This is a genomic window from Enterococcus sp. C57 (genome assembly GCF_040887305.1).
Taxonomy (GTDB): Bacteria; Bacillota; Bacilli; order Lactobacillales; family Enterococcaceae; genus Enterococcus_B; species Enterococcus_B hirae.
Window position 1 is genome coordinate 25,398 of record NZ_JBFOFP010000008.1, and the last position, 15,182, is coordinate 40,579.

The following is a 15,182-nucleotide window of genomic DNA, read 5'->3' on the forward strand; positions in this document are numbered from 1 at the left end:
TTTTATCACTAATTGAGGCGAAACAAAAGGTATGACACCTCTCTTAAGCTTTTTTTTAGTAAATAATTTGACTTGTCATTTTTAACTATTTCTGTTGTATTTACTCGGTTAGAGCAAACTTAATCTTTACTTTGAATCACTGCGACCATCCCAGTTGAAAAGGAAAAATCAGCCGTATCTGAAACAAATTCATTGCTTGCATAAGAAGTTGCTTGGCTCACATCAGTTGTTTCCAGTTCATACTTGCTCTTTTGGATGGACAGCTCTGTTACAGGCGTCAAACAACAATAGGCCAAATAACGCATTTTATCCATCTTGGTAATCACATGTTTGCCAGGTAAATAGTAGGTGACATGATTTTGACGATCCCAAATAATGATCTTTTGAGCATGTGGTTTAAATCTTGGTTCTAACGGTAGCCAAAGGTTAGCAAGCAGGTGATCCAATCGACCACCAGTTGCGCCAATGATCGTGATTGTTGCTTCCGGATATCGTTCAATGGCTTGACACAACCCCAACTGCGTATCTGTATCATCTTTTTCTGCTGGTGCTTGGATCAGTTCATTCGTTGCTTGTTCAACTTGTTTTTTTTCATCTACCGATAACGAATCAAAGTCACCGATTGCTAAATCCAAGGGGAAATTGTTTTGAAGAAGATACCATGCACCACGATCAATGCCTACATAACAGTCATAACTGTTTTGTAGTTCTGGCCAATTTTCAGGAGAACCTCCTGCCACTAATAAAACCTGCATTTATTTCAATGCCTCTTTTAACTGGTTGATTTGACCCACTGGATCTTCTGAGTTATAGATATAAGAACCGGCAACGAAAACATCTGCTCCAGCTTTTTGACAAATTTGTGCGGTTTCAGGAACGATACCGCCATCTACTTCAATGGAATAATGCCAATTATTTTGCTCGCGTAATTCTGATAATTCAGCAATTTTCTCTACCGTTTCTTCAATGAAACTTTGTCCGCCAAATCCTGGGTTAACAGTCATCACTAAGACCTGATCTGCTATCGGTAAAACATGTTTGATCATCATTATAGGTGTGCCTGGATTAATCACGACTCCTGATTTCACGCCTAGATCTTTCATCATTTGCAATGCTCGATGAATGTGTGGAGTGGCTTCCACATGCACCGTGATGATATCTGCTCCAGCCTTCGCAAACGCCGGAATATATTTTTCCGGGTCAACAATCATCAAATGTACGTCTAGTGGTAACTTAGTAATTGGTCGAATGGCTTGTACGATATTGGGACCAAATGTAATATTTGGAACAAATTGTCCATCCATTACATCTACATGGATGTAATCTGCCCCTCCTTTTTCTACTAGTTCGATGTCTCTTTGTAAATTAGAAAAATCTGCGCTTAAGATAGATGGTGCTATTTTCATCAATGCTTCCTCCTATTTTCGTTTACCTTCTTTTTTAGAATAGATTGGTTTTCGATTTTCGACTTCCTGTAAAAATTGCAAATAGTTCTCATAACGTGTTTGGGCAATCTCACCTGTTTCGACCTGGCGTTTCACCTCGCACCCAGGCTCTTTAGCATGCATGCATTCTCTAAAACGGCAATGGTTCGATGCACTGACAAATTCAGGAAATTGTTTTGGCAATTCAGTCGTTTCGATCGTCAAAAAATCGATCGAGCTGAATCCTGGTGTATCTGCTACTAAACCATCATACAATGGGAGTAATTCCACATGTCTCGTTGTATGTCTCCCACGTCCTAAAGAATCAGAGATTTCCCCCGTTTCTAAGTTTAGATCTGGCGAAATTTGGTTTAAGAGTGTAGATTTTCCAGCACCAGATTGGCCCATAAAAACGGTCAATCGTTCTGGGAAGTAACGAATTAATTCTGCAGTATCTCCAGGATATTTCGGAACAATCACTGGATAACCGATCGTTTCATACGTTTGCTTGATCTCATCGATTTGCTGTTCGTTCGAAGCGAGATCTGTTTTTGTCAAAAATATGACAGGGTCAATGGATTCATATTCTAAAGTCACTAGAAAGCGATCCAATAAATTATAAGAAAAATTTGGTTCTACCAAGCTTGTAACTACGACACCTAAATCGACATTTGCTACCGGTGGGCGCACCAGTTGATTTTTACGAGGCATCACTTCTAACAAATAACCGTCCGTCTTGTTTTCGCTTTCAAATAGTACTTGGTCACCCACTAACGGAGTGATTTTTCGATTACGAAAGTTTCCTCGTCCTCTCGTTTGATAGGTCTCACCGTCTGCGTGTACATAATAAAACCCACTAATTGCTTTTCTGATTTGTCCTTTGATGTATGCCACCTCCAGTTTTCCTTATTTTACCACAGGAAAGAAAAATCATGTGGCGTTCCTGACAAGAAACTTAGCGAAACTCAATAAAAAATAGCAGAGCACGTTTAGAAACGCTCTGCTATTTTTTATTGTTATTACTATTTGGATGAAGACGACGTGCTTTCTTCTTTAGACGTAGTAGTACTTGAACTTTCTTTGCTACTTGACGATTCTTTGGTTGAACTTGATGATTCTTTTGATTCTTTTGATTCTTTGGTTGGTTCTGGTCCTTTTGAATAAATGACATTGACGATCGTTCCTGGAGTGATCGATGCCCCCACGCCAGGAGCTGTTCGGATCACTTTATCTTTTTCTACGGTATCAGAATATTCATAAGACTCATGTCCGATGTATTCTGCGCCAATACTTGATAAATAACTTTGTGCATCACTTTTCGTATAGCCTGAAATATCATTTAATGTTTTCGCATTTGGTCCTTGACTAACGACAAAACTGATATAGCTATTTTCAGTCAATGGTTCACCGTAACTAGGTAATTGGCTAATGATTGAACCAGCTGGAACCGTATCGCTGTAATCATAAGTCTCACTGATCCTTTTATAACCATTTGAGCTCAATATCCCACGAACGGTGTCATAATTTTGACCAGTATAATCCCCCATCGTTGGTTGCGCGCCTTGGCTTACAACAAATGTGATCTTATCTGTCGTTGGATCGACTTCCGTTCCTTCTTCATCCGACTGGGAAATGATTCGTCCATTTTCTACTTCATCACTGAACTCGTCTTTTTTCTCGATACTATCAGCTGGAAAACCAAGCTTCTTCAATCGGCTACTTACTTCGTCAAAATTCATCCCAGTATAATCATCTAACTTGATTTTTTTCTTACCTGTGCTGACGTAAAGGGTAACTTCACGGTTTTGTTTCACTGTAGTTCCCGCTGCTGGGTCCGTTTTGACAACGTCTCCTTCTTCGATTTGTTCATCAGGGATCTCTTCGGTTTTTGTTGCTGCTTCTAATTTAGCTTTTGCTAAAGTATCTCTGGCAGACGCTTCTGATAATCCCGAAACGTCAGGAATTTCAACTTCTCCACGACCTCCAGAAGCAAAAAAGACGGCTGTTCCGATTCCTAATAAGGCTAAGATAACCAATAAAATAATCCACCATTTTTTATGCTTTTTACTCTTTGGATCAGGAAGTGTCTCTTCTGCCATCACAGGAGTTTCTTCTGATTTTTCTTTAGGTAATGGCATGGATTTAAATGACTCTGGCATTGGTGTATCTTCTTCTAATGGTGTGATCACTTGAGTTTCTTTGGTCATTGCTTGTGGCACCCATTTGGCTTCATTTGCCCGAGCAGGAGACAGCGCTGTTGCTAAGTCTTCTGACATTTCTTCTGCTGTTTTATATCGATCTGCCGGTTCTTTTGCAGTAGCTTTCAATACCACATTTTCTAAAGCTTGCGGCGTTGTTGGGTCTAGATCCTTGATTGAAGGTAACTCATCTTGGAAATGCTTCAAGGCAATCGTCACTGCAGACTCACCATCAAAAGGAACACTGCCAGTTAATAATTCGTAAAGAATGATCCCTAAGGCATAGATATCTGATTGTTTCGTAGCCATACTTCCTCTAGCTTGTTCAGGAGATAAGTAATGGACAGAGCCTAACATCGTATTCGTTTGTGTGATCGATGTTTCAGATAATGCGATTGCTATACCAAAATCAGTGATTTTGACCACGCCCTCATTATCGATCAAGACATTTTGTGGTTTCAAATCACGATGAATGATTTGGTGCGTATGTGCTAAAGAAATAGCTGATAAAATTTGTTGCATAATATTGACTGCTGTATCATAAGGAACAGGATAATGGGTTTGAATATAGCGTTTCAGGTCCATTCCTTTTACATATTCCATCACGAGATACTGCATGTTGTCTTCTTCTCCAACATCATACACACTAACAATATTAGGATGAACTAGTTCAGTCGCAGCTAGTGCTTCTCGTTGGAATCGTCTAATTGCCGTTTGATCATTTTGGAAATCGAATCGTAACACTTTGACTGCGACATCACGATCTAAAATAAGGTCATGGGCTAGAAAAACATTTGCCATGCCCCCACTACCAATATTTCCAGTGATTTGATAACGACCATTCAACTTTTTGCCTAACTCAATCATGCTACGTCCTCCTTGTATTCGATCAGAAGAACGGTAATATTATCTGCTCCGCCTGCTTCATTTGCACGTTCGATTAATTCTGTTACCTTGTCGAACAAAGCCCCTTCTTGATTGATAATCGTTCCAATCGTTTCTTCAGATAACATGTTCGTTAACCCATCCGAACACAACAACAAACGATCTTTTAATTGCCAAATATAAGTCGATACATCGACTTCTACAGATCCTGGCATTCCTACAGAACGAGTTAAAATATTTTTTCGTGGGTGGTTCGCTGCCATTTCTTCACTGATTTCTCCAGATTTTACTAGTTCATTCACTAAAGAATGATCTTCTGTCAGTTGAATGATTTTATCTTCACGGATCAAGTAGGCACGGCTATCCCCCACATGAGCAATAGTAAACTGATCTTCTGATAAAGCTGCTGCTACGATCGTCGTTCCCATCCCATTGTATTCTGGTTGCTCTTGGCCACGTTGATAAATACGAGTATTTTCTTCTTGGATCGTTTGGATGAACCATTGCGCTACTTTTTCGTCATCACTTAAACTTAGATTTTCCCAAGCAGTTCCTAAGTTTGTCACTGCCATCTGGCTCGCGATATCACCTGCACGATGACCGCCCATTCCATCTGCCAATACTGCTAGTTTAATTCCAGCTTGATTCGTAAAAACACTCGCATAGTCTTGATTTGTATTACGTCGTCTTCCTACATCTGATTGATATTCAATCTGCATTCTTTCACCTCATTACTTTTTACGCAAACAACAAATGAAAAACCCATCTGTATAGAACTGATGTGGGTATAAAGTCAACATTTTATCTTCGATTGATGATTGTAGCACAGGATCAACTAAAACATCAATCCTTTCAAAATCAGTATGTCGCTGTAAAAATGTTTCAATGACTTCTTGGTTTTCCTCTTTAAGAATCGTACAAGTACTATAAGTTAATATTCCAGAAGATTTTAACACAGATGCACAACTTTCCAAAATCGCCAATTGGATCGCTGGTAAATTAGCTAACTCGCTGGCATTTTTTTTATAACGAATATCCGGTTTTCTTCTCAATAGTCCTAATCCTGAGCAAGGGGCATCAACTAAGATACGATCAAATGTTTCAGCTGAAAATTCCTCTTTCACTTCACGTGCATCCATTTTTTGTGCATAAACAGTTGTAAAAACACCTAAGCGTTCCGCATTTTCTTCGATGAGTTTTACTTTATGTTCATGAACATCCAGTGCTGTAACTTCGCCACCACATGTTGGATCTAAAAACGTGGCAATATGCGTTGTTTTTCCTCCTGGTGCCGCACAAGCATCTAAAACATGATGTTCTGGCTCGATTTGCATAGCGGGTGCGACCAGCATCGAACTTTCATCTTGGATCGTCATGACCCCGTCATGGAATAAGGAACTAGATGCTAAATGTCCTTTTTCAGCAATTACCCCATAAGGACTAAGTTTACTTGCTGTCGCTGAAATTTCTTCTGCTTGGAGTGTCTCGATTGCTTGTTCTCTAGAGTATTTTCTGATATCTACTCGACCACTGACGTGACTTGGCTGGTAGAGGGAAAGTCCTAATTTTTCCGTTTCTTCATAACCGATTTGATCAGTCAATCGCTTGGTTAACCAGATCGGTAAACTGATTTTTACGGATAAGCGTTCAATCGGATCACTGATTTGTTCAACATCTGGTTTACCTTGTCGTTGATAATTTCTTAAAACACCATTTACAAATTTCCCAGTACCAGGATTTCCCTTGATCTTAGCAATTTCGACCGCTTCATTTAAAATCGCATGAGCTGGAACTTTATCTAGAAATTCCAACTGATAAACTGACAAATAAAGTAATGTTTTAACCCAATCATCCACTTTTTTTGCTTTTGCTATCAATGGAGCGACATAAAATTCCAGTAAAAGTTGACGACTGATCGTTCCATAGACCAATTCAGTAAACAAGCCAACATCTTTTTGATTTAAATCCCCTTGATTGATCATTTCGTTCAATAATAAATTAGAATAAGCACCGCCCTTGTTTACTCTTTCAAGGGTGATCAGTGCCATATAACGAACAGATTTTTTCATTTTTTTTGGTATTTTTGCCATTATTTCACCTGCTGCCCAATCATTACCTGTTGTCCACTACCATTCAAAAACTCATTGATCGCTTGTTTTCCTTTACCTGCTGGCTGTAGTTCTTTGATTGCCAACACCGTTTGTTTACCACAAGCAATCCACAGATTTTTCTTATCTTTTTTGATGATGGTCCCTGGCTCAGCCGTAGTTTTCTCAGCTAACGCTTCTACATTTAAAAGTTTCCAACGGGTTTGTTCGTATGTCGTAAATGCAATCGGCCATGGTCGCATCCCACGGACTTGGTTGTCGATCTCTTCTGCTGTCTTGTTCCAATCAATTGCTTCTTGCTCCCGTGTGATATTTGGCGAAAAAGTTACCTTTGATTCATCTTGTGGACGTGGACTCAAATTTCCATTCAAAATATCAGGTAATGTTTTAAGTAATAGTTGTTTCCCTAATGCACTTAACTTTTCAAACATGGTTCCCACATCGTCTTGTTTAGTGATTGGTAAACTTTCTTGAGCATAAATGCCCCCTGCATCCATCTTTTTGATCATTTCCATGATCGTTACACCGGTTTCTTTTTCCCCGTTGATAATCGAGTAATGAACTGGCGCCCCTCCTCGATATTTTGGCAATAAAGATGCATGTACATTTATAGCTCCGTGAACAGGTGCCTGTAATAATTTTTCTGGTAAAAATTGACCAAATGCAGCTGTGATAATCACATCTGGTTGTAGGGCAATGATTTTTTCCATTTCTTCTGAACCAGAGATTTTTTCAGGTTGTAAAACCAATAAACCGTGTTTCACGGCTGCTTCTTTTACTGGGGTAGGGGTGATGATTTTTTTACGTCCCACAGGGCGATCAGGTTGTGTCACGACTGCGACTACTTCATACCCTTCTTCTAACAAGCCTTCAAGGATCGGTACTGAAAAAGCTGGCGTTCCCATAAATACTAATTTAGTCATCAAGATGTTCCTCCATATACTCTTCTAATTCGGCTTCTGGAATTTGCTCAATCATTTTTTCAACGAATAATATACCGTCTAAATGGTCGATCTCATGCTGAAAGGCACGAGCTAAGTAACCAAAGGCTACTACTTCGATTTCTTCACCTTCACGATCATAATAGCGAACCGTTACTTCGTCAAACCGTTTGACGGTCCCATAAACATGAGGGATACTTAAGCAACCTTCTACATCAATGCTTTCTCCCTTTGCATCAATAATTTCTGGATTGATTAATTCAAACTTTTCACCTTCATCTACTTCTACGATTGCAACTCGCTTGTTTTGACCAACTTGTGGAGCGGCAATGCCAATACCGTCGTTAGCAACCATCGTTTCATATAGGTTATCTAGTAAAGTAATTGTTTCATCTGTGATCACATCGATTGGTTGTGCGACACGTTTCAATTTATCATTGGGGTGGATCAATATAGGATAGCGCATGTAAATTCCCTTCTTAAATAAAGTGTAATGGTTCATTATCAATCGCGACAAATAATCCTTGTCGTTGTTCTTTTTGGCTCTGGTCTAAAATATTTTTTAAGATATTCGCTAAATTAGGCTCATGTTTATATTTAATGATCAACTGGTAATAGTACCGATTTTTTACCCGATTCACTGTACTAGGGGTCGGTCCTAATAACAAGCTTTGATTTCCTAACACTTGCCGTAACTGATTCGCAACCTCAAAAATCTTCTTAGCAGCAACTTGTTCTTCCTCATGGCTGGTCGTGATTTTGACAGTAAAATAATAAGGTGGGTATCCACTACGATGTCGGACGGCCATTTCTTGTTGATAGAATCGCTCATAATTTTGTTCTTTTGCTAATTCAATTGCATAATGTTGCGGATTAAAGGTTTGGATAATCACTTCGCCTGCTTTTTCGGCTCGGCCTGCCCTTCCCGAAACTTGCGTAAGCAATTGGAACGTATGCTCGCTTGAACGAAAATCAGGCAAGTTAAGGGAAGTATCAGCATTCAAAACGCCGACCAATGTCACATCAGGAAAATCCAACCCTTTGGCAATCATTTGCGTCCCCAGTAAGATATTCGCCTTTTTTTGACCGAATTGTTGCAAGATACGTTCATGCGCACCTTTCTTTCTGGTCGTATCAACATCCATACGTAAAACACCAGCTTCTGGGAAAAGGGTCTTTAATTCTTCTTCGACTTTTTGGGTCCCTGTTCCATAGTAACGAATTTTATTCCCTCCACAGTTAGGACAACGGTGTGGGATTGGTTCTTCATGTCCACAGTAATGACAACGCATGGAGTGGGTGTCCATATGAAGGGTCAGAGAAATATCACAATTGGGACAAGGTAAAACAAAACCACAATCCCGACACATCACAAAGGAAGAATATCCTCGCCGATTTAGTAACAGCACAATCTGTTCTTTTTTCGCCAAACGGTCTTGGATTTTTGCTTGTAACTGTTTGGAAAATGTGGACGTATTATGTTGTTGCAATTCTTGTCGCATGTCAACAACTTCAATTGTTGGAAGTTGAGCAGACAAGTTGGCTCTTTGACTCAAATGGAGTAATTCATACAGCCCTTTTTGTGCTCGAGCACGTGATTCAAGAGATGGTGTCGCACTTCCTAGTACTACTGGACAATGATGATAATTTCCACGCCAAATCGCTAGATCTCTGGCATGATAACGTGGCGTTTCATCTTGTTTATAGCTTGATTCATGTTCTTCATCAATGATGATCAATCCGATATTTTCTAAAGGGGCAAAAATTGCCGAGCGGGCGCCAACAACAACCTGGGCTTCATTTCTTTCGATTTTACGCCACTCATCGTATTTTTCTCCCTGAGATAGCCCGCTATGTAAGACAGCTACCGCCTCTCCAAAACGCCCTTTAAAACGCTCTACCATTTGTGGTGTCAAAGCAATTTCAGGAACAAGCATAATCGCTGTTTTATTTTGAGCTAATACCTCAGCAATGGCCTGTAGATAAACTTCTGTTTTTCCACTTCCAGTAATTCCTTCTAATAAAAAAGTGTGACTCTTCTCTTGTTGCCCTGCTTCAACGATACGTTCTACTGCATGTTGTTGTTCTTTATTTAGCTGGAATGCTTGTGTTTGTTCAAACGTGCGATTTTTATAAGGATCACGATAACTTTCTACTTCTTCAAAAGTTAACCAGCCTTTGTCTTTTCCTTGATTCAAAGTTGCCGTGCTGATACCTTTTTCTTTGTAATAGCTAATTGGTTCAGCCTTTTTTTGCTCAGATAAGCAAAGCAGAAGTTCTTTTTGTTTCTTCGCATTCGCTCTTAACTTTCCCCACTCTTCCTCAAGCTGGACACTATTCAAATTTGAGCGGATCAAACGAATCGTTTTGACTTTGTTCTTAGTGTGTACTTCATATCTGATATCTACTAACTTGTCCTGACGCCAACGGATCAATTTGGATAAAATGCCCTCTTCTTGCGCTTCTTTCCAGGAGATTTCTGTTCGTCCTTTAAAGAATGCCTGGACGTCCGCCGCTTCACTTACAGGATAGATTTGTTTGTCATAGGATGCTTTCATGACAGCAGGAAGCATCGTTTGTAAGCAAGTGATCTTAAACGCATAAGTGATCGTCTTCATATAATCAGCCAATTGAAGTAGTTCTTGATTAACCACAGGTGCTAAATCTAATACTTGGACAATCGCTTTTAAATTTTTTTGTTCGATGCTATCTTGTACTCGCAAACCTACAACGAACCCTTGAACATGACGGTTGCCGTTACCAAAAGGAACTTCTACTCGCATCCCGACTTGAATCGCCGTTTCTACTTCAGAAGGAACCAGATAGGTGAAAGGCTGATCGGTTTGCATAGTGGGTACATCGACGATAACATCAGCTGTGATTGGCATGGTTTCCTTCCTCCTTTAGTTACTCTATCAAATAGACAAAATCGTTCTTGCCTATTTTACTAGAGATTGCTTGGTTTGTCTTATTTTCTGATGAATCCTTACAAAAAATTAACGGCGCAGCAGCATTCCGCAGAAAAGTCATTCTTATATGCTAAAACGTGATCCTAAAAAGAAGCCGAAATTCCACAAAAATTTGAGAATACAAATTTCGGAAATTTCGGCTTATCCAAAGAATCTAGCACTTTTTATTGGTTTTGCTCTTCACGGATACGTGACTCTAACTCTTGTTGTTCACGATCTTTTTTGGCTTTACGCTCTTCATCTTCCATTCTCAAGCGTTCCCGTTTTAATTCAGGATGAGGATCATTGATCACATTTCCTGCTTCGATTTCTTCTAATGCCTGTCCAACACTTTTTACTGATTCAAATGAATCCATCGTAGGTTGTGCTTTTGCATCTAGCTCGTGTGCACGTTTGCTTGCTAAGATAACTAGAGAATATTTTGAATTTACGCGATCTAACAATGAGTCGATTGAAGGTTTCAACATCATAAGACTACATCTCCTTTAACATTTTGATATATTTGCCGATCACACGGTCGACACGAAAGTGTTCACTGGCAATGATATTTTTGATTCGTTCTACCGCCAGGGGTACCTGGTCATTGACTACGGCATAATCATATAGTGCCATCATTTCAATTTCTTCTTTGGCAACTTTCATTCGTTCTTCGATTACTTCATCTGCATCTGTCCCACGGCCAACGATTCTTGATTTTAATTCGGCTAAATCGGGAGGAGTTAGGAAGATAAATACGCCATCTGGTACTTTTTCTTTGACTTGTTGAGCACCTTGGACTTCGATTTCTAAAAATACATCTTTTCCTTCGTCCAATGTTTTATTGACATAAGACAAAGGTGTTCCATAATAATTCCCTACATATTCAGCATATTCCAGCATTTCTCCGGCTTCGATCATTGCTTCGAATTCTTCTTTGCTTCTAAAGTAGTAATCGACTCCTTCGACTTCTCCTTCACGCATCTTACGAGTAGTCATTGAAATCGAATATTGGAAATCATTATCCTCACTCTCAAAAATTGCTTTTCGCACTGTGCCTTTTCCTACACCTGATGGTCCAGACAACACGATTAATAATCCACGCTCTGACATGACGACGTCCTTTCAACTAGTCTTTTTATACTAACGTTTATTTTGCACTTTTTTTCGACAACTTTCAAGGGCATCTTTGATTATAGCAAAAAAAAGCGCCTTTGACTGGCAAAACCTTTGCTTTTCACTCGGGCTTTTGATGATAGTGATTAACTATCAAGTTCATCCTTCATTCAAAAGTTCAAAAAAAGGTCCCTCTCACCTTACAGGTTCTAACTGAGCAGCATTCTTTTTCAAAAAAATAGTGAGAAGCGCAACATATGGTTGCAGCTCTTCTCACTAACATGCCGATTACCGTCGTTTTTAAAAACCCATGTTTGACAAGGTATTGACAACACCCATGATCTCATCTTTTCGAGAGAGTGCTTTTTCAGTTGGGTCTTTCACTTCTTCTGCATCGATTCTCACAATAAATTGACGATTCATCGTCACATAAGTCCCATCGTTAACTAACAATTGGATTTCTTTCTCCGTCACTTGCGCACAGGCATCTTGCCAAGCTTCAAATCCTGCTTTTTCAGAAGGAACATTTCTTTTGATGACCGTTTTCCCACTTAATTCATGAAACGTGATATCATAATAGTTCATTTTTTTCGTCTCCTTGCTATTCAATATTTTGGATCTGTTCTCGGATTTTTTCTAAAATCGTTTTTAACTGGATCACTTGGTTTTTGATTTCAATCGCACTTGATTTTGAACCAATCGTATTGATTTCTCGATTCATTTCTTGGATCAAAAAGTCGAGTTCTCTGCCAACTGGCTGTTTTACTTGAAGTAATTCATCCAATTTGCCGATATGGATCACTAAGCGATCCAATTCTTCATGAATATCTCCTCGCTCTAATAAAATAGCGAGTTCAGTCAGCAATCTTTGTTGATCGACCGTTGCTCCCAAGTAATCTTCTAGTTTCTTTTGATATTTTTCCTGATACTCTTGTTCGTATAACTCAACAAATTGTTGTAAGTCATTTAATACTTGTTTCAGTTCATCACTGTTTTTCTGAATGATCGCCTCTAAGGCTGTCCCTTCTTTTTGGCGACTTTTTTCAATTTCAGCTAGTGCTTCATGGACCGTTTCTAAAACCAAAGCTGTCAGTTCATCCATATTGTTTTCATTTTTTTCTTCAATCACGACAAAAGATTCATTCGTTGTCAAAGTTTCTAATAGACGTCCAATCTGTAATTGCTGTTTCTCTCCATAACGTTGGGCTATTCCTTCAGTTAAGTTCGTCATCAGCTCGTCAATCAAATTCCAATCAACAAAAACTTGTTTTTGATTTTGTCCCAAATACGTCAGGTTGATAAAAACTTCGACTCGACCTCGACTTAAATGTTGTTTCATCAATTGGCGAATATCATTTTCGAGATAATTTAACAATTTAGGACTACGTATTTGCATATCTAAAAAGCGTTGATTGACACTTTTGATCTCAACTTCTATTTGATACTCTGCGGTTTCACGGGTGGCTTTACCAAAACCAGTCATACTTTTCATTCAACAGGGTCCTTTCTGTTACATATTTTCGATAGCTTTTTGTAATGCCTCAAATTCTTCATTGGTTAGAGTAAGCCCTTTACCCATTTTCTCATGTTCGGGCGCCCAGTCACGAAGATCGAATTTAGGTGGGCGGCCATTCCAGCTGACTAGGTTCAGTTCTTTTCGCCATCCTTTATTATTTTCGGATAAAACAGCGATCTCTTCTATGATTTCGTAGGAAAATTCTTGTGCCATGGTTGTTCCTCCTTTAGATAAAGTAAATATAAATTCAATAGGGTGTCAAATAACTGCGTATGAAGCTTAGATTGAAGTTGCTCGTTCTTTTTTTGTTTAACTAAATGAGCAATTTCATTGATTTGTTCCTGTTCACTCTTTTGCTTTTTTTGGTATTTTTGAACTCTGCGCCACTCATTACTATTTAATTGTCCGACCTCTCGAATCATTTGATCGAAAAATGAACTTGATTCTTTTTGAATGATCTGTTCGATCAATTCATCTACATCACAAACTTTATTCGGTAAAACGAGCTTTTTTTTGGCTAATAGTTCAAGCATCGCCACCCCGCATGTTTCAATTACTACCCTGTCTTTATATATATTACGCAGAGTTTGCCAAAATTTTGGTTGTTGAACAAAAGTTGTTTCTAGCTGAAGATCATTCACTAGATAGCTTAAAAATTTACGCCAATATTGTTCTGCAAGTTTCGTTGAATAGAACGTATACCAATTCCCCTCAAAATCACCTAACTTTTTTTTCATTTCCAGATAGCCTAATTGGAGATTGAATTGGTTTCTCTGCCGATCAAAAATCAAGAAGGTTCCCAATGACCAATTAGAGCGGCAGAGCCATGGAACAGTCTCTTCTGGTATCGTAATCTTCTTAGTCACTCCGGGACCATCCACATCTACTATTAAGCACTCCGTTGCCCCTTCTTTAATTGCTACATCCACAGGCAAATTATTTCGATAACCACCATCAATATATTTTTGTCCAGCAATGTTTCGATAACTCATAGCGGGATAAAACGAGGCCGAAGCTAGGATCCAATCAGCAATTTCATTGCTTGCCAATTGCTGGATCGGTGTCACCACTTCTTTAAAATCAGGAAGTCGAGTCGAAACGGTAAATAAACGAGGACTTTTCATTTTTAAAATCTTCTCAGCATCTAATTTACTTTTGAGTAACTTTTCCAAAGGGGTGATTGAGGCTCCCCCCTTGATAATTGCTGCTCTCGTCATTTGCCGTGTTTCTTGGATAAACCTTTTCCGTAGATCTTCTGATAATGCAGTTTCTGGTAGCTGTAATACTTGATTCGTTGCGAGGGATTGCCATAAAGAAAGAGCTTGCGATAAATCATCTTGCAAGATCAATACACCGTTTAACGCACCAACTGAAGTTCCCGTAATTACTTCAAAATGAATCTGATGTTCTTTTAACGTTTGCCAAACACCGATTTGATAGGCACCATGAGCGCCACCGCCACCTAATACTAAACCAATATGATAGGTCAGTTTTTTTTGCCAGATTGTCTGAGCCAACTGATTGTCTTGCGTATAACCATGATGAGATAGGAGTGTCTGCCAATATGTCGACAGTGGTTCAATCCATTGAAAAGAACAATATTTTTTGAAATAAAAACGGGAACACCACTCTATCTCTTTAAAAAAAAGCGTCCAACTAGGCATGTCACCCACCACTAGTACATTTTTAATCAGCCATTGTTCACTGGTTCGTTCGGCAATAAAATAAAGGGTATGTTTGTTACCGATCATCCGCCAAGCTTGCCTTTTCTTTGTTGCCAACCAAAAGGCATCACGGCTTTCCTGATGGGTAGCATAAAAGGGTAGCAATTGTTTGGCTCGTTGAAGTGTAGAGTAGAGGACTGTTTTTTCTGAACCGTACACTTGTTGAATCAGCATAATCTTCTCCTTTTTTATTATAACAAGACAAATATATTCTTTTAAAGTATACTATTTTTTTGAGAAATACTAAAATGAATACATTGTTCTTGTAAAAGCTATAACAAAATCCATTCCATCCATTTATACAAAAACAATGAAAATGTCCATG

General features: G+C 39.0%; 15 protein-coding genes. All 15 read right to left on the bottom strand.

The window, feature by feature from the left end; all coding sequences use genetic code 11:
• Positions 1–119 precede the first annotated feature (119 nt).
• The 15 genes from AB5M32_RS10280 to AB5M32_RS10350 all read right to left on the bottom strand — a co-directional run bounded on the left by AB5M32_RS10280 (position 120) and on the right by AB5M32_RS10350 (position 15,031).
• Positions 120–755 carry a thiamine diphosphokinase gene (locus tag AB5M32_RS10280; protein ID WP_010720592.1) on the bottom strand — a complete coding sequence of 212 codons (636 nt, stop codon included), beginning with the start codon at positions 753–755 and terminating at the stop codon, positions 120–122.
• A complete protein-coding gene (rpe, locus tag AB5M32_RS10285; protein WP_136770961.1) occupies positions 756–1,406 on the bottom strand; it encodes a ribulose-phosphate 3-epimerase in 651 nt (216 codons plus the stop codon).
• Between the two features lie 12 nt (positions 1,407–1,418).
• Positions 1,419–2,318 carry a ribosome small subunit-dependent GTPase A gene (gene rsgA / locus AB5M32_RS10290; protein ID WP_088745191.1) on the bottom strand — a complete coding sequence of 300 codons (900 nt, stop codon included), beginning with the start codon at positions 2,316–2,318 and terminating at the stop codon, positions 1,419–1,421.
• A 128-nt stretch (positions 2,319–2,446) separates the two neighbouring features.
• Positions 2,447–4,489: a Stk1 family PASTA domain-containing Ser/Thr kinase gene (gene pknB / locus AB5M32_RS10295; protein WP_178287062.1), complete on the bottom strand. Its 2,043-nt coding sequence runs from the start codon at positions 4,487–4,489 to the stop codon at positions 2,447–2,449.
• On the bottom strand, positions 4,486–5,226 hold the full coding sequence (locus tag AB5M32_RS10300; protein ID WP_010720596.1) for a Stp1/IreP family PP2C-type Ser/Thr phosphatase: 741 nt from the start codon (positions 5,224–5,226) through the stop codon (positions 4,486–4,488). The genes pknB and AB5M32_RS10300 overlap by 4 nt, the downstream gene beginning before the upstream one ends.
• A 12-nt stretch (positions 5,227–5,238) precedes the next feature.
• The gene (rsmB, locus tag AB5M32_RS10305; RefSeq protein ID WP_178287060.1) at positions 5,239–6,597 is read right to left on the bottom strand and encodes a 16S rRNA (cytosine(967)-C(5))-methyltransferase RsmB; all 1,359 of its coding nucleotides are present in this window, start codon (positions 6,595–6,597) and stop codon (positions 5,239–5,241) included.
• Entirely contained in the window at positions 6,597–7,538 is a 942-nt protein-coding gene (gene fmt, locus AB5M32_RS10310) for a methionyl-tRNA formyltransferase (protein WP_010737278.1), read from the bottom strand. Before fmt ends, rsmB begins: the two co-directional genes overlap by 1 nt.
• Entirely contained in the window at positions 7,531–8,022 is a 492-nt protein-coding gene (gene def / locus AB5M32_RS10315; RefSeq protein WP_010720599.1) for a peptide deformylase, read from the bottom strand. Before def ends, fmt begins: the two co-directional genes overlap by 8 nt.
• Before the next feature lie 13 nt (positions 8,023–8,035).
• Entirely contained in the window at positions 8,036–10,444 is a 2,409-nt protein-coding gene (gene priA / locus AB5M32_RS10320; RefSeq protein ID WP_368024456.1) for a primosomal protein N', read from the bottom strand.
• Between the two features lie 245 nt (positions 10,445–10,689).
• A complete protein-coding gene (gene rpoZ / locus AB5M32_RS10325) occupies positions 10,690–10,995 on the bottom strand; it encodes a DNA-directed RNA polymerase subunit omega (protein WP_010720601.1) in 306 nt (101 codons plus the stop codon).
• Positions 10,996–10,999: 4 nt separating this feature from the next.
• Complete coding sequence (gene gmk / locus AB5M32_RS10330; protein WP_010720602.1) at positions 11,000–11,614, bottom strand: guanylate kinase; 615 nt, start codon at positions 11,612–11,614, stop codon at positions 11,000–11,002.
• Positions 11,615–11,917: 303 nt separating this feature from the next.
• Positions 11,918–12,202, bottom strand: a complete 285-nt coding sequence (locus AB5M32_RS10335) for a hypothetical protein (RefSeq protein WP_010720603.1) — start codon at positions 12,200–12,202, stop codon at positions 11,918–11,920.
• Between the two features lie 16 nt (positions 12,203–12,218).
• The gene (locus AB5M32_RS10340) at positions 12,219–13,109 is read right to left on the bottom strand and encodes a YicC/YloC family endoribonuclease (protein ID WP_178287056.1); all 891 of its coding nucleotides are present in this window, start codon (positions 13,107–13,109) and stop codon (positions 12,219–12,221) included.
• Positions 13,110–13,127: 18 nt separating this feature from the next.
• The gene (locus tag AB5M32_RS10345; protein WP_010720605.1) at positions 13,128–13,346 is read right to left on the bottom strand and encodes a YdbC family protein; all 219 of its coding nucleotides are present in this window, start codon (positions 13,344–13,346) and stop codon (positions 13,128–13,130) included.
• Positions 13,316–15,031 (bottom strand): patatin-like phospholipase family protein, encoded by a 1,716-nt coding sequence (locus tag AB5M32_RS10350; RefSeq protein WP_178287054.1) that lies wholly within the window; start codon positions 15,029–15,031, stop codon positions 13,316–13,318. The genes AB5M32_RS10345 and AB5M32_RS10350 overlap by 31 nt, the downstream gene beginning before the upstream one ends.
• Positions 15,032–15,182 lie beyond the last annotated feature (151 nt).

Coding starts and splice junctions, on each gene's coding strand:
- AB5M32_RS10280 (WP_010720592.1), bottom strand. CDS start 755: ATGCAGGTTTTATTAGTGGCAGGAGGTTCTCCTGAAAATTGGCCAGAA.
- rpe (WP_136770961.1), bottom strand. CDS start 1,406: ATGAAAATAGCACCATCTATCTTAAGCGCAGATTTTTCTAATTTACAA.
- pknB (WP_178287062.1), bottom strand. CDS start 4,489: ATGATTGAGTTAGGCAAAAAGTTGAATGGTCGTTATCAAATCACTGGA.
- AB5M32_RS10300 (WP_010720596.1), bottom strand. CDS start 5,226: ATGCAGATTGAATATCAATCAGATGTAGGAAGACGACGTAATACAAAT.
- rsmB (WP_178287060.1), bottom strand. CDS start 6,597: ATGGCAAAAATACCAAAAAAAATGAAAAAATCTGTTCGTTATATGGCA.
- fmt (WP_010737278.1), bottom strand. CDS start 7,538: ATGACTAAATTAGTATTTATGGGAACGCCAGCTTTTTCAGTACCGATC.
- def (WP_010720599.1), bottom strand. CDS start 8,022: ATGCGCTATCCTATATTGATCCACCCCAATGATAAATTGAAACGTGTC.
- priA (WP_368024456.1), bottom strand. CDS start 10,444: ATGCCAATCACAGCTGATGTTATCGTCGATGTACCCACTATGCAAACC.
- rpoZ (WP_010720601.1), bottom strand. CDS start 10,995: ATGATGTTGAAACCTTCAATCGACTCATTGTTAGATCGCGTAAATTCA.
- gmk (WP_010720602.1), bottom strand. CDS start 11,614: ATGTCAGAGCGTGGATTATTAATCGTGTTGTCTGGACCATCAGGTGTA.
- AB5M32_RS10335 (WP_010720603.1), bottom strand. CDS start 12,202: ATGAACTATTATGATATCACGTTTCATGAATTAAGTGGGAAAACGGTC.
- AB5M32_RS10340 (WP_178287056.1), bottom strand. CDS start 13,109: ATGAAAAGTATGACTGGTTTTGGTAAAGCCACCCGTGAAACCGCAGAG.
- AB5M32_RS10345 (WP_010720605.1), bottom strand. CDS start 13,346: ATGGCACAAGAATTTTCCTACGAAATCATAGAAGAGATCGCTGTTTTA.
- AB5M32_RS10350 (WP_178287054.1), bottom strand. CDS start 15,031: ATGCTGATTCAACAAGTGTACGGTTCAGAAAAAACAGTCCTCTACTCT.